Source organism: Pseudomonas sp. GW821-FHT07F05 (assembly GCF_059418765.1).
Genome location: NZ_JBWKQL010000001.1, coordinates 834012 through 848770 on the forward strand (window position 1 = coordinate 834012; position 14759 = coordinate 848770).

Below are 14759 nucleotides of genomic sequence, written 5' to 3' on the forward strand. Positions count from 1 at the left end.
GTCCCCTTCGTCTAGTGGCCTAGGACACCGCCCTTTCACGGCGGTAACAGGGGTTCGAGTCCCCTAGGGGACGCCATTTGCGGGAATAGCTCAGTTGGTAGAGCACGACCTTGCCAAGGTCGGGGTCGCGAGTTCGAGTCTCGTTTCCCGCTCCAAATTCTCAAAAACGCCGCTCACTAGAGCGGCGTTTTTGTTTGTGCGGGATTTGGGTAGTGATCCAGTCTACCGCTACCTTGATCTGCACATTCCGCATATTTACATATAACTATATTGAATTTAATTAATATAACCTTCGATGCTATGGTTCTGATCCCTGACGCTGCTTCACCCGGCGCAGGCCCAAGAATCGGCTACCGCACAGGCGGACCGGCGTTCATTTCATGATCCGGTTCCGATGGAGCCTCCTCGGAGATTGCCTGTGTCGATCAAATCCCTTCTGTTGCGCCCTGTGTTATCACTTCTCCTATTCACCGGCTCACTCAGCGCGGTGCATGCCGCAGAACTGGTGGTGGGCGATCAAAGCTATGGCGCCCGAACCGTCATGGAAGCCGCTGGCGTTCTCAACGATTTGCCCTACACGCTGGAATGGAAACAGTTCACCGCCGGCTCACCCGTCGCGGAAGCGCTGAATGCCGGCAGCCTCGACGTCGGCTTGCTGGGTGATGCGCCGGTGCTGTTTCTCGGCGCGTTAGGGGCGCCCATCAAGGTGATTGGCGTTTCACGGCAGAACCTGGCGGGGGTGGCGATCGTGGTGGGCAAGGATTCGCCGATCAAATCGGTGGCCGACCTTAAAGGCAAGCGGGTGGCGATCTGGAAGGGTTCGTGGAGCCAGCAATTGATGCTGACTGCGCTGGACAAGGCCGGCATCGCGCGGGATGCGGTGGAATATCGATATTTGAGTGCGCTGGACGCTTCCCATGCTCTGGACGGTGGTTCGGTTGACGCCATCGCCACGTGGGATCCCTACGTGATTCAGCAGGAGCGCCAGGGCGGGCGGGTGATCACCACCGCGCAAAACCTGATCCCGGCGCAGAGCTTTGTCGTCGCCAGTGACCGCTCGATCAAAGACAAGCGCCCTGAAATCACCGACTTCCTCCGGCGCCTGCAAAAAGCGCGGGCCTGGTCGGTCGCCAACAAGCAGAACACCGACACGTACGCTAATGCGTGGGCGGTCCTGTCCAAGGCCGACCCCGAGGTGGCGCGGGGCTGGTTCGAGCGTTCGGCGACGGTGGTGCTGCCGATTTCACCCCAGGTCATTACCCAGGCGCAGCAGACCATCGACTTTTTCAACGCTGCGGGGCTGACGAAGTCCTATCCGGCTGGCACTGTGTTCGACGACTCCTTTGCCGCTGCGCTTGACGCCGGGGCTGACGCGTCGGCACAAGCGGCGCGTTGATCGATCACGGCAGTCACCGCACAGGCCCACTTGCTGGAGCATTGACCCATGAGTTTCACCTCGTTGCATTGGGGCGCTTACCGTCCGCGGGTTGTTGACGGACGGCTTCAGGCCATGGATCCGGTGGAGTGGGACGCGGACCCTTCGCCGATTGGTTCGTCTATTCCCGGGGCAATCGACTCGGCCACGCGTATCCGTCGGCCGGCCGTGCGCCGCAGTTTTCTCGAGCGCTTCGACGATCATCCGGCCCTGCGCAACCCGCACTTGCGCGGCCACGAAGCCTTCGTCGAGGTGCCGTGGGATGTTGCGCTGGATCTGGTCGCCACCGAGTTGTCGCGGGTAAAGAGTGAGCATGGCAACAAAGCGATATTCGGCGGCAGTTACGGCTGGGGCAGCGCGGGGCGGTTTCATCATGCGCAAAGCCAGTTGCACCGTTTCCTCAACAGCTGCGGCGGCTACGTCTACAGCGTTGACAGTTACAGCCTCGGCGCGGGCCGGGTGTTGATGCCGCACATCGTCGGCAACATGGACTGGCTGCTCGCAGCGCACACCTCCTGGCAGAATCTGGCGGAGCATTGCGAGCTGTTCGTCGCGTTTGGCGGGTTGCCGTTGAAGAACGCGCAATGCAGCCCCGGCGGTGCCAGCGATCATCTGGTCAGCAACGGCATTCGCAGGATGTCGGACGCTGGCGTGCAGTTCGTCAATATCAGCCCGCTGCGTGATGATTTAACCGGACCGCAGCGCAATGAGTGGCTCGCCGTGCGGCCCGGCACCGACACTGCGCTGATGATGGCGCTGTGCTGGGTGCTGGTGGACGAAGGACTGCACAACGTAGATTTTCTGCGTCGTTATACGGTGGGGCATGAGCGCTTCATCGAATATGTGCTCGGCGCGGTAGATGGCGTGGCGAAGACGCCGGAGTGGGCGGCAGCGCTGACGGATATTCCGGCGCAACGGATCGTCAGCCTGGCGCGGGAGATGGCCGGCAAGCGCACGATGATCAACGTCGCCTACTCGCTGCAGCGGGCGCAGTTTGGCGAGCAACCGTTCTGGATGACCGTGACGTTGGCGGCGATGCTTGGTCAGATCGGTCTGCCCGGCGGCGGCTTCGGGCTGGGTTATGGCTGCATGAACAACACCGGCAGCGGGCGCAAGGCGTTTTCCGGGCCGCGCTTTTCCCAGGGCGTGAACCCGGTCAAGGATTTCATTCCGGTGGCGCGGGTCACTGACATGCTGCTCAATCCCGGCGAGGCGTTCGATTACAACGGCAAGCGTTATCACTACCCGGACGTCCGACTGGTGTACTGGGCGGGCGGCAACATTTTTCATCATCACCAGGACATCAATCGACTGCTGCAGGGCTGGCAGCGTCCGGAAACCATCATCGTTCACGAGCAGTTCTGGACCGCTCAGGCCAAACACGCGGACATTGTGCTGCCTGCGACCACTGCGCTGGAGCGTGACGACATTGGTAGCGCTGCGTCCGACCGCTTCATGATCGCCATGCACAAGGTGATCGAGCCGGTGGGGGAGGCGCGGGACGATTATGCGATCTTCGCCGAGCTGTCCCGTCGGCTGGACTGCGAGCAGGTGTTTACTGAGGGCCGTGATGCCGGGCAATGGCTGCGCTTGCTGTATGAAGAGTCGCGACCACGTGCCGGAAGCTTTGCCATCGAGCTGCCGGATTTTGACGAGTTCTGGCGCGAGGGCGTGTTCGAAGTGGATTACCCGGCAGACGATACTGTGCTGCTCAAGGCCTTTCGGGAGGATCTCCAGGGGAATCCGCTGCAGACGCCGTCGGGCAGGATCGAGATTTTCAGTGAGACGATCGCAGGCTTTGGCTATGCCGACTGCCCCGGCCATCCCGTTTGGCTGGACAAACCCGCCCAGCCGCTGCCCCTGCATCTACTGTCGAACCAGCCGAAGACGCGCCTGCACAGTCAGTATGATCACGGTGCTTACAGCCAGGCTTCGAAAATTCAGGGGCGGGAGCCGTTGACGATCAACCGGCAGGACGCCTTGGCGCGCGGGATTACCGAGGGGGATGTGGTCAGGGTGTTCAACAATCGAGGTGCTTTTCTGGCGGGGGTGATTGTGTCCGACGACATTCGCCCGGGCGTGGTACAGATCGCCACGGGGGCCTGGTTTGATCCGCTGGTGAAGGGGCAGGCGGAGAGCCTGGAGAAGCACGGCAACCCGAATGTGCTGACTGAAGATATCGGGGCGTCGAGGCTGTCTCAGGGCTGCTCGGCGCAGACAGTGACGGTTGACGTTGAAAGGTGGCACGGCGAAGTACCGCCGATCACCGCGTTCGAGCCGCCTGAAATGCTGGCTTGATCGGCGAACGTAGGACTGGCTTTAGCCGGGAAGACGTTGGACATGACGCTGCAAGATTGAGGGTGTCGCAACTGGCCTCTTCCCGGCTGAAGCCGGTCCCACTAAAAACAATGCGTACACCCGGTAGGACTGGCTTTAGCCGGGAATGCGTCGGGTGTCACGCTGCAAGATTTGGGGTGTTCACACTGGCGCCTTCCCGGCTGAAGCCGGTCCTACCGTGGAATGCGGTGCTACTTACTGCCTGACTGCTCGCCCGGCAAACACGGCCTTGCCCACCCCCTGCAGCACCACGTCATTCTGTGGCGTGTGCACTCGGCCGCAGACGACGTTGCGATAATGGCGTTGCAGCGGGTTGCTGCGCGACAGGCCGGGGTTGCCGGTGGCTTCAATGGCCAGTTCAACCGCGCGAATGGCGTTGCTGGTCACCAGGTATTTGATTTGCGCCCCATGACTGGCCGGCGTCAGCCCATGAGTCGCCGATTCCAGCAACGTCCGGTTGGCGAACAACAAGGTGTCGATGTGGCCGAGTACTTCTTGAAAGCGCGGCAGCGTCGACAGCGAGGCCCCCAGGTTGGACGGCGTGCGCTGCTCCAGAAAATTCACCAGCCAGTCCCGCGCCGATTGCGCAATGCCGTCGTACACCGACGACAACAACACCGACATCCACAGCAATCCTGTTGCATCCAATTCAGGCTGCGGCGAACTCGCCGGGCTGGTGTTGACCCCATGATCCAGCGGCACCAGCACGTCGTCGAAAATCACCTCGTGGCTGGAGGTCGCGCGCATGCCCAAATGATCCCAGTCCTCGACGATGCTCACGCCCGGGCTGTCCTTGCGCACCAGCCACACCCCGACCATCGGATCGGCGTCATCGCTGCGGGCCCAGACGTTGAACCAGGTCAGGCCGCGGCTCCCCGTCGAGTAAATCTTCCGTCCGCTGATCCGCCAGCCTTCCGCCGTCCTGCGCGCAATCGTCGCCGGCAGCCCGCCGCGAGAAGGCGAGCCCAAGTCCGGCTCGACCCGCAGCGCGTTGATCAGCGCACCTTTATGCACCGCGTCCAGCGCCACCTGTCGGTATAAATGCTCGGGCCAGTTTTTGACTTCCCGAATGCGTGCGTGCTGGATGTACTGCATCACCAGAATCAGCGCAGTGGAAGGCTCGCCGCGCGCCACCGCGCTGATCACTTGCTGTGCCCGCTTAAGATCCGCATCGCCGCCCCCCAGCGCGCCTTCGACCGTCAGCCCGAGCAGACCTTGCTCGTGCAGCAAACGGAAGTTCTCGTGTGGGAAGTCAGCCGTTTCATCGTAGTGCTGCGCGGTCTCGGCCAGCCGCTCGGTGATCCCCTGCAAACGCCCCACAAAGGCCGCCTCGGTCTCGGCATCTGCTGAAGCATCAGGTTGCCGATTCAATCCTGCGCTCATGCCGGGACCTGCGATTTTTCAGCGTCCGTGACCTTCGCAGCCGCTGCCAGCCGCGCGGCGGTATGACGATTGACGGGAAACTCCAGACCAAAGTGTTCGCGCAGGGTCGAGCCGGTGTAATCATTGCGTTGCAGGCCGCGCTGCTGCAGGACCGGAATCACCAACTCGGTGAAGTATTTCAGCCCATCAGGCAACAGCGAATTGATGATGAAGCCATCACTGGCGCCGTTCTCGAACCAGTGCTGAATCTGGTCGGCGACCTGTTCGGGCGTGCCGACGAACTCGCGGCGGGGGCGGGAGAAATCCAGCGCAACCTGACGCAGGGTCAGGTTCTGCTCCCTGGCCTGCTGCTTGATCCGATCCGAACCGCCTTTCTGGCTGTTGGCGCCCAGATCGCCCAGGTCCGGAAACGCCGCATCCAGCGGGTATTGGCGGAAGTCGTGATCGTTGAACGGCCGGCCCAGCGCGACGATAGCGTCTTCGATGCTCACCAGTTCCACCGCTTGCTGATAACGCTGCTCAACCTCTTCGGCGTCGCGCCCCACGATCGGGCGAATGCCCGGCAAAATCGACAGGTCATCCGGGTTGCGTCCAAAGCCGATAGCGCGGCGCTTGAGGTCGGCGTAATACGCTTGAGTCTCTTCCAGGGACTCGGCGTGGACGAAAATCGCATCGGAATACTCTGCAGCGAAGTTGCGCCCGTCCTCGGAGGTCCCTGCCTGAAACAGCACCGGCTGACCCTGACGGGAGCGGGCGATGTTCAGCGGGCCTTTGACCTGAAAGAAGTCGCCCGCGTGGTTCAAGGCGTGCAGCTTGCTGCGGTCGAAAAACTCACCGGTCTGCTTGTTGCGGGTGAAGGCGTCGTCCTCCCAGGAATCCCACAGCCCTTTGACCGCCGACACGTGCTCCCTGGCAATGCGATAGCGCACGGCGTGGGGCGGATGCTCGCTCTTGCTGAAGTTTTCGGCGGTGCCGCTGAGCCATGAGGTGACGACGTTCCAGCCGGCGCGGCCGCCGCTGATGTGGTCCAGGGAAGAGATCTGCCGCGCCACTTGAAAGGGTTCGGTGTAGCTGACGGTCACAGTCGCCACCAGGCCGATCTTTGATGTCGTCGCCGCCAGCGCCGAGAGAATGGTCAGTGGCTCGAAACGGTTGAGGTAGTGCGGGCTGGAGTTCTCGTGGATGTGCAGGCTGTCGGCGATGAACACGAAGTCGAATTTCGCGTCTTCAGCCAGTTGGGCCTGGCCTTTATACCAGTCGACGTTGGTGCTGGCGTCGGCCTGCGCATCCGGGTGGCGCCACTCGCCCCAACCGTGGCCCACGCCATGGACCATTGCACCGAATTTGAGTTGACGAGGCTTGCTCATGATGTGTGCTCCTGAGTTGAGCGCTTAGCGCGCAGCTTGGGGATTGTTCTGGTGGGCGGCTTGCCCGGCTGATTGCTCGGCGGCCAGGCGGATGGCGTTGAAATCCGCATCGAAGCCGTGGGACACGTCGACGTGCTTATTCAGGATGCCTTCGCGCTGGTAGATGTCCGCTGTGTTCTGCAAGCCTTTGATGACGCCGTCATCGATGCTCACGCGTTCCATTTTGGTGTCCTGGTTGACCGCCAAGTGCACGGCCAATGGCAGCCCGGTGACCTTGGTCTGGGCGGCGGCGTATTCGGCGGGATGGGCGTTGGCCCAGCGGTAGGCGCGGTCGAGGCGCACCACGAAGTCGTCCAGTTGCACGCGCTTGTCGGCGATAGCCTTGCTGGTCGCAGCGAGGTAGGAATGATTGGTCAGCAAGTCCGGGCCGTTGGGCAGAATGCGCGCGCCGTTCTGCGTGGCGACGGTGGTGTAGGGCGCCCAGGTGGCCCAGGCGTCAGCATCGCCGTTGTCGAGGATCAGCCGCGACTCGCTGGGCAGCAGGTAGACGAAATTCACGTCGCTGGTCTTCAGGCCTGCTTCGTTCAGCGCGCGGATGGCCAGGTAATGGCCAATGGAGCCGCGCCCGGTGACGATGCGCTTGCCCCTGAGGTCGGCAACCGACTTGATCGGCGAGTCGTTGCGCACGATCAATGCAGTGGTATAGCGGCCGCTGACGTGGGTGATGCTGATGACCTTCAACGCGGCCCCCGCGCCCAGCGCAAAGACATACGGCGCGTCGCCCAGTGCGCCAACGTCAACGGCCCCTGCGTTCAGGGCTTCGCCCAGTGGCGACGCCGAAGGGAATTCGGAGAACTTGATCTCGTAGGGCACGTCCTTGAGCTCGCCGGACACCTCCAGCAGCACCTTCAGCGCGGACTTCTGGTTAGCGACGAGCAGCGGCTGGAGTGGCTCGGCGGCCTGCGTGATTTGGCTGAATGACAATGCGAGCAGTGCGCCGAGTATCACGTGTCGGACGCGGAGCAGGGGAGTGAAAGGGGCGGACATGGTGCGTGTCTCCAGGCGTGGAAGTGGATTCTTGGCCTCCGCCTGGAGAAGGGGTCGGCAAGGGGATTGACCTTATGCCTATAAGAAACGGAATAGAAGTATCTTTTGGTTATATGCTAATTATGTATTTGTGTGATGATGCGGATACTAATTATTAAATTAATGCATAACTATTTTTGGGGCGATGCATTTTGTGCAGGAGCGGTTGCCCACGAGGTGGCGGGCACACGCGCTGAATCTTCAGCGGCTGGAACGCCATCTTCGCGAGCACGCTCACTCCCACAGCGACTGGCGTCGTCCGCGCGACGGGGGCCAGCCGTCATGCGGCGGCTCAGATCACATAAAACCCGTGGGTCCCGTCGCGGCCCAACTGCTCGACCAATCCGTACTCCCAATCCAGATACGCCTGCATCGCCTCCCGCGGCGCATCGGTGCCTTCATAAGGCCGGCGATAGCGATCAATGCGCGGGGAGGCCAGATGGCTTTCGCCGTGCTCAAGCTCTAACCCCGCCGCGACCCAACTGGCGGTGCCGTCCTTGAGCACAAACACCGGCTTGCCCGTTAGCGCTTCGACCTCAGACACAGCCAGGCGCGCCAGTTTGCTGCTGCCACAGGTCAGCACGTAACGCTCGGCGACCGGAATGTTTTGCAGCGCGCTGGCAAGGTCGGCTCGCAGCGTCCACCAGGCACCCGGAATATGCTGCTTGACGTAGTTGGCGCTGGCGGTGAAATCCAGCACCGCCACGCCACCGTGTTCGCGCCACTGGCGCAGTGTTTCGGCGCTGATCTTCTCGACCTGCGGCGCGGGCGGACTCGGCGCGTTCCAGCCGCCTTTTTCGCTGAAATCCTCAGGGCCCAGGTCGTCCACCACGAACACCTCCCAGCCGAGCTGTGCGAGCCACGAAGCCGACATGTTCGCGCGCACGCCGTCGTCGTCGAGCAAAACAATTCGTGCGCCGCGCACGCTGGCGTAATGGTCAGTCTCCTGCACCAGTTGGCCGCCCGGCGTCGAACGCGCCCCCGGCACGTGACCGGCTTCGAATTCTTCCGGCGTGCGCACATCGAACAGGTACGTCGTGCGAGTCGTCTCTGCCTGCCAGACCGGCAAGTCCGCCCGGCTGCCGCGTTTCACTCGTGCTTTGTCCGCCACGTTGCGCGCATCCGCCCGAGCAACTTCCCGGGTCGCTTCAGTGACTTGCGGGAAGCGCCGGGATTGCCCGTGATCCAGGGTCTGCCCGGCCAGCAGCCAGCCGATGGTGCCATTGCGCAGGGCGGAAATCGGGTTGGGCAGGCCCGCGTTGACCAGCGACTGGGTGCCGATGATGCTGCGCGTACGGCCGGCGCAATTGACGATGATCCGGGTATTGGGATCGGGCGCCAGCTCACGGGCACGCAGCACCAGTTCGGCACCGGGCACACTGACGCCGGTGGGAATGCTCATGGTCTGATATTCATCGAACCGCCGCGCATCCAGCACCACCACGTCGGCCTTGGCGTCGAGCAATTGCTTGACCTCTTCGGCGGCCAAAGACGGCGTGTGGCGATGGTGCTCCACCAGTTCGCCGAACGCCTTGCTTGGCACGTTGACGTCAATGAACACCTCGCCGCCAGCGTCGCGCCAGCCCTGCAGCCCGCCTTCAAGCAGCTTGACGTCGCTGTAACCCAGGTCCTGAAGACGCTTCAAGGCGCGTTCGGCCAGACCTTCGCCGTTGTCATAAACGGTGACAGCGGTGTCGCGACGTGGGATGCGCGCGAGCACCTCCAGCTCCAGCTTCGACAACGGAATGTTGGCGGCGAACAGCGGGTGAGCTTCGGCGAACGGGGCTTCTTCGCGCACATCCACCAGCGCGACCTCTTCATGGGCGAGCAGGGCGCGGTGGATGTCGGCGTATGAACGGGTGTCATGGCTCATTGGGCTTGGTTCTCTTTGGACAGGTCCCAGATGTTCGGGAGAAAAGCGTTGGAATAGCCGGAGATGAACAGCTTTTCGCTGCCATCGGGCTGGTAAACAGCGCGCTTCACGGCGCCGATGTTGGCGCCGTAGACATGAATACTGATCGACACCTGGTCGTCGAAGGCGTTGCTGACCTGATGAATGTCGTTGCTGCCCGGCGACAACGCCTCGACATGACCGGGCTCCAGGCGGATCGCCGGGCCTTCCTGTTCCAGCCGGCCATCGGCGCTGCGGGCGAACCCCTGGGAATACTCGGCGCCGCGCAGCATGCCGATCAAGCCCCAGACGCGATGATCATGAATCGGCGTGCTCTGGCCCGGCCCCCACACGAAGCTGACGACCGAGAACCGCTGCCGTGAGTCGGCGTGCAACAGAAACTGTTGATAGCGCGCCGGATCGGGCACGGCGAACTCATCCGGCAGCCAGTCGTCATGACTGACCAGTTGCCCCAGCAGCTTGCCACCCCGGGAGAGCAGGTCGCCTTCCCCCGGGTTGCTATCGATCAGCTCGGCCAACGCGCCGATAAAGGCCCTGAGTCGTTCAGGGTGTCGGATGTGAGTCATATCGGCTCCGGTCGGAAGGGGATGCTTAATATAAGCATAATGCGCCTGGCTAATATGCTATTTATTGATGATTAGGTTATAACCAAAAAGTCGTTGATAACCGATTCGCAGGGTGCCGGACGTTGTGAGGCTATCCAGCGCCTTCGATAGCCATTATGATTTTTGCCTATCTTGTTTCTCTTATTCCATGTGCGATCCGAATGAAAATTGATGACATCGATGCTTTCGTAGCGGTCATTCGCTGCCAGTCGATCAGCCATGCCGCTGAATCCCTCGACCTGACCCAACCCGCTATCACGCGCCGGGTGCAGAATTTCGAGCAGGCGCTGGGCGTTGAGTTGTTTGACCGTAATACCAAGCCGCTCAAGCCGACGCCAATGGGCACGCAGGTGTATCAGAAGTGTCTGGCGATCCTGCGGGAAATGGACTCTCTGCGTGAACTCGTCGCCAGCGACACGCCGCCCAGCGGTTTGCTCAGGCTGGGGGTGCCGCAAACCATCGGCGACGTCGTGCTGCTGGATGCGTTGAAACACCTGCGCGGGCAATTTCCCGACCTGCGCGCCCAAGTGATCACTGGCTGGGGCAGCCACCTGATCGGCAAAATCGAGAATGGCGAACTGGACGCGGCCGCGGCGCTGTTCCCGGCCGGGAAGATCTTCCCTGAAGGCATCGTTGGCGAGTCCATCGGCAAGATGGAGCTGGTGGTGGTGTGCGCCAGGAGCGCGCTGCCGAAAAAGCCGGTGAAGCTGGCGGACTGCTACGAGCTGGGCTGGGTGCTCAACCCCGATGGCTGCGGTTTCCGCGCCGGACTGCAACGCACGCTGGCTGATCAGGGGTTAAGCCTGAAGGTCAATCTGGAAACCTTCGGCACCGAGCTGCAACTGGGGCTGGTTGCCGATGGCATGGGCCTGGGTCTGGTGCCGCGTCCGCTGCTGGAACGCAGCGTCCACCGCGATTCACTGGCGGTCATGCCGCTAAAGGATTTCAAGCCGGTCATGGACCTGTGGCTGATCTACCCTCGCTTCCTCGGCAATCTGCAGGCGCCGGTGGCGTCCTTCGGCAGTCTGGTGGCGCAATCGCTGAAGCAGGAGCGGGATGCGGCTTGAGGGCTGCTCCAGTCTAATAATAAAAAATACTGATAATTAGCTTAGAAGAAAATGTGATTTCTAAATGGTTTGCTCGGCGCATAGGCTGCCCCGATTACGTCTGAACCAGACCACCAGGGAGTCATGCATGAGCAACGTCAGTTCTTTACCCGTTCAGTCCGGCGTTAGCACCGCCGTCAACGCCGGCAGCGTGCGTGATCGGGTCAGCCCGGAAGAGTGGGAGGTGCGGGTGAAACTGGCGGCGGCTTACCGGATCGCCGCCCTGAAACGCTGGACCGACCACATCTACACGCACTTTTCCGCGCGCGTGCCGGGGCCTGATGAGCACTTCCTGATCAACGCCTTTGGCTTGCTGTTCGACGAGATCACCGCGTCCAATCTGGTCAAGGTCGACATCGACGGCACCCTCGTCGATGACCCGACCGGCCTGGGCATCAACAACGCTGGCTACGTTATCCACAGCGCCATCCATGCAGCGCGCCCTGATTTACAGGCGGTGCTGCACACCCACACCCGCGACGGGATTGCCGTCTCTGCGCAGAAGAACGGGCTGTTGCTGATCTCCCAGCATTCCCTCGGGTTCTCCGGGCGCGTGGCGTACCACGGTTACGAAGGCATCGCGCAGGACCTCGGCGAGCGTGAACGCCTGGTGGCGGACCTGGGCGACAAGAGCGTGATGATCCTGCGCAACCACGGTCTGCTCACGGCAGGGGTGAGTGTCGAGCACGCGTTTCAACAGCTGCACAACCTCGAATACGCGTGCAACATTCAGATCGCGGCGCAGGCGGCGGGCAATGCCGAATTGATCTTCCCGCCCGAGGAAGTGGTCAGGAAAGTGGAAGAACAGGCCAAAGTCCTGAAAAGCGGCACGGGTCCGGGCGTGACACGGCACTGGAACGCGCTGATCCGCGAACTGGATCGGCACGGGACGGATTATCAGGCGTGATGTCGAATCCTGGCGCGCCGTTACGCGGCGCGCCTGGCATGGGGTGTTGATGAGGCCTGCCGCGCAGGCGGCGATTACGCCACTTTCTCGTTCTTCTCCTGCTCACGCCGCGCGACCAATTCCCGTGTCAGCGGGATCAGTTTTTTGCCGTAATCGATTGCGTCTTGCAGCGGATCAAAACCGCGAATCAGGAACGTCGTGATTCCCAAGTCGTAATAATCCAGCAGCGCCTCGGCCACTTGCTCTGCGGTACCCACCAGCGCGGTGGAATTGCCTTTCGCGCCAAGCAGCCCGGCAATGCCGGTCCACAAGCGTTTGTCCAGACGCGCACCTTGGGCCGCGGCTTCCAGCAAACGCCGCGAACCTTCATTTGGCGGCTCCCGGCGTTCAAACCCTGAAGCCTGCGCCAGTGCCTTCGCCCGCTCAAGGATATTGTCCGCACGCGCCCAGGCCTTTTCCTCCGTCTCCGCCAGAATCGGCCGCAACGACAGGCTGAAACGTACCGTCCGGCCGTGTTTTGCGGCTTCAGCCCGCACCTGTTTGACGATGTCTCTTACTTGCTCGTAGGTCTCGCCCCACAGCGCATAGACATCGGCATGCTTGCCCGCGACTTCCAGCGCAGCCTGCGAGGCACCCCCGAAATACAGCGGAATATGCGGCTGCTGCGGCGACTTGACCAGCGAGTGAGCGCCCTCGAACTGGTAGTAATCACCGTGGTGATAGAACGGCTTGTCGGCTGTCCATTCCTGGCGCACCACGCCGAGGTACTCGTCCGTGCGCGCGTAACGCTCATCCTTGCCAATGAAGCTGCCGTCGGCGCGCAGCTCCTGATCATCGCCGCCTGTAATGATGTGCACCGCAATCCGCCCGCCAGTGAACACATCCAGCGTGGCGAATTGCCGAGCGGCGACGGTGGGTGAGATAAAACCCGGACGGTGTGCGACGAGAAACTTCAATGTTGTCGTGACGCTGGCCGCGTAAGACGCCACGAACGCACTGTCCGGGCTGTTGGAATGGTAGGCAACCAGCGCACGATCAAAGCCCGCCTCTTCATGGGCACGGGCGACTTTCTCCACATACTCAGGCTGAACCGCCGGCTCGCTGCGCGGATGAATCTCCGACCCGGGTTGGGTCGCGATATAACCGATGAACTCGACGCTCATGACAATTCCTCGTGCTGATGGAACAACCTGCACCAAGGGGAGGGCGCGGGTGCGAGTCAGCAACATAGGGGGAAGTCGAGGGTCTGTGAAATTCGATTTGGCGCTAAGCTAATTATAAAAAATATGCATTTAGCGGGCAGGTAAGATCACAAAATGTTTTGTTGAGCGGCAGAGCCACTGCCAAGCTCAATGACGACGCGGAGCGTCAAGGAATGCCTTCCCACGCAGAGCGTGGAAAGGATCGAAGCGTTAGGCGGCGAGCTTGCATTTGCCCATACCGGCCTCTTCCCGGCTAAAGCCGGTCCTACAAATGCGCGCAGTCATAAGGACCGGGGGCGCCCCCCGTAGGACCGGCATCAGCCGGGAACCCCCTGATCTGCCGTTGATCTTGATCTTGATCTTCATACGCAGAATGTCCAGACACCGCCAAACGCGACTTGGGTGCAGGCTGAACGCAGGTTTCGCGGAGTGGGCCGAGCCGCATGGATGCGGCAAGAGCGCCGTCAGGACATGGATGTCCGTTCGGCGCGGGCCCACGGAGCGAGACCGGAGTGAAGGAACCCTGACGAAGGAAGGGCCCAACCAGGAGCACAAGCCCTTGGTTACTTGGGGCTTTATCAAGTAACTCGCCGAAGGCGAAACAGTCCGCCCACAGGCGGACGCTCTTGATGTTGATCTTGATCCGGATAACCTCAGATCAATGCTTGGACTCAGACTGCGACATCGCCAACAACTGCTTCTCCTGATTCCAGTCGAACGGCTCCTCGTTCTCCATCGCCTCAAACCGACGCTCCTCCAGCGCCGTATACAAATCAATCTCATCGTCCGGCATGAAATGCAGACAATCGCCCGCGAAAAACCACAACAAATCCCGCGGCACCAAATGAGCAATCTGCGGATAGCGCTGAATCACCTGACACAACAAATCCTGCCCCAGATACTGACTCTCGATCGGATCAGCAGGCAACAGCGTCAGCAACTCATCGTAACGCTCCAGAAACAGCGCATGACTTTCTTCGGGGACCTGCTCGGCCTCTCCCAGCGCGACCAGGATGCCGCGCAAATGCAACAGCAGATTCATGATGTGGTCGAGATTGGCGTCGGCCATGATGAAGCCCTCAGAGACAAAAACAGGCGCGGGAGTATAGAGGCCCCCGCCGCCTGCGGCTATCTCAATGCCACAACCCGGCCAGATACCGATGGCCTGCTTCGGTAAGCGCAAGATGAGCATAGGTACGGTCAGGACTGGGCAGACGAGTGACGAAGCCCATCATCAGCAGGGTTTGCAGGGTTTGTGTCGGCTTGCCTCTGTAATGATCCTCCCCCGAGGCAATTTCAGAGAGCAGGCAGCGATGAGTCAGGCGTTGGTTAATCATGATGCGTCCCCTTGGGTTTTTCTTGTTGTTACCAAGGAGTGTAGGACAATTCGCTAGAGCGGTGTATGTAGACGTAAGTCGT

At 61.3% G+C, this 14759-nt stretch carries 12 protein-coding genes and 2 tRNA genes; 6 read left to right on the forward strand and 8 right to left on the reverse strand.

Annotated features, from left to right (window positions below):
- The 4 genes from AC07RO_RS03930 to AC07RO_RS03945 all read left to right on the forward strand — a co-directional run bounded on the left by AC07RO_RS03930 (position 1) and on the right by AC07RO_RS03945 (position 3733).
- Positions 1–76 (forward strand) — tRNA-Glu (locus tag AC07RO_RS03930).
- A 3-nt stretch (positions 77–79) separates the two neighbouring features.
- Positions 80–155 (forward strand) — tRNA-Gly (locus AC07RO_RS03935).
- A gap of 239 nt (positions 156–394) precedes the next feature.
- Positions 395–1396, forward strand: coding sequence for an ABC transporter substrate-binding protein (locus AC07RO_RS03940; protein ID WP_495085308.1), 1002 nt, complete (start codon positions 395–397; stop codon positions 1394–1396).
- A gap of 48 nt (positions 1397–1444) precedes the next feature.
- The gene (locus tag AC07RO_RS03945) at positions 1445–3733 is read left to right on the forward strand and encodes a molybdopterin guanine dinucleotide-containing S/N-oxide reductase (protein WP_495085309.1); all 2289 of its coding nucleotides are present in this window, start codon (positions 1445–1447) and stop codon (positions 3731–3733) included.
- Between the two features lie 234 nt (positions 3734–3967).
- Here AC07RO_RS03945 and AC07RO_RS03950 read toward each other — a convergent pair whose 3' ends face one another.
- From AC07RO_RS03950 to AC07RO_RS03970, 5 genes are all read right to left on the reverse strand, one after another.
- On the reverse strand, positions 3968–5155 hold the full coding sequence (locus AC07RO_RS03950; protein WP_495085310.1) for an acyl-CoA dehydrogenase family protein: 1188 nt from the start codon (positions 5153–5155) through the stop codon (positions 3968–3970).
- Positions 5152–6522, reverse strand: coding sequence for an LLM class flavin-dependent oxidoreductase (locus AC07RO_RS03955; protein ID WP_495085311.1), 1371 nt, complete (start codon positions 6520–6522; stop codon positions 5152–5154). Before AC07RO_RS03955 ends, AC07RO_RS03950 begins: the two co-directional genes overlap by 4 nt.
- 24 nt (positions 6523–6546) lie before the next feature.
- Positions 6547–7569, reverse strand: coding sequence for an ABC transporter substrate-binding protein (locus AC07RO_RS03960; protein ID WP_495085312.1), 1023 nt, complete (start codon positions 7567–7569; stop codon positions 6547–6549).
- 331 nt (positions 7570–7900) lie between these two features.
- Positions 7901–9481, reverse strand: coding sequence for a rhodanese-related sulfurtransferase (locus AC07RO_RS03965; RefSeq protein WP_495085313.1), 1581 nt, complete (start codon positions 9479–9481; stop codon positions 7901–7903).
- Complete coding sequence (locus AC07RO_RS03970) at positions 9478–10086, reverse strand: cysteine dioxygenase family protein (RefSeq protein ID WP_495085314.1); 609 nt, start codon at positions 10084–10086, stop codon at positions 9478–9480. Before AC07RO_RS03970 ends, AC07RO_RS03965 begins: the two co-directional genes overlap by 4 nt.
- 200 nt (positions 10087–10286) lie before the next feature.
- On the opposite strand from AC07RO_RS03970, the gene AC07RO_RS03975 reads away from it, so the two are divergent.
- Positions 10287–11192 carry a LysR family transcriptional regulator gene (locus tag AC07RO_RS03975; protein WP_192172755.1) on the forward strand — a complete coding sequence of 302 codons (906 nt, stop codon included), beginning with the start codon at positions 10287–10289 and terminating at the stop codon, positions 11190–11192.
- Between the two features lie 127 nt (positions 11193–11319).
- Positions 11320–12138 (forward strand): class II aldolase/adducin family protein, encoded by an 819-nt coding sequence (locus tag AC07RO_RS03980; RefSeq protein ID WP_423572768.1) that lies wholly within the window; start codon positions 11320–11322, stop codon positions 12136–12138.
- Positions 12139–12212: 74 nt separating this feature from the next.
- Here AC07RO_RS03980 and AC07RO_RS03985 read toward each other — a convergent pair whose 3' ends face one another.
- The 3 genes from AC07RO_RS03985 to AC07RO_RS03995 all read right to left on the reverse strand — a co-directional run bounded on the left by AC07RO_RS03985 (position 12213) and on the right by AC07RO_RS03995 (position 14677).
- Positions 12213–13301 (reverse strand): LLM class flavin-dependent oxidoreductase, encoded by a 1089-nt coding sequence (locus AC07RO_RS03985; protein ID WP_495085315.1) that lies wholly within the window; start codon positions 13299–13301, stop codon positions 12213–12215.
- Between the two features lie 697 nt (positions 13302–13998).
- Entirely contained in the window at positions 13999–14409 is a 411-nt protein-coding gene (locus tag AC07RO_RS03990; protein ID WP_133776461.1) for a PA2817 family protein, read from the reverse strand.
- Between the two features lie 64 nt (positions 14410–14473).
- Positions 14474–14677, reverse strand: a complete 204-nt coding sequence (locus AC07RO_RS03995) for a hypothetical protein (protein ID WP_192172749.1) — start codon at positions 14675–14677, stop codon at positions 14474–14476.
- Positions 14678–14759 lie beyond the last annotated feature (82 nt).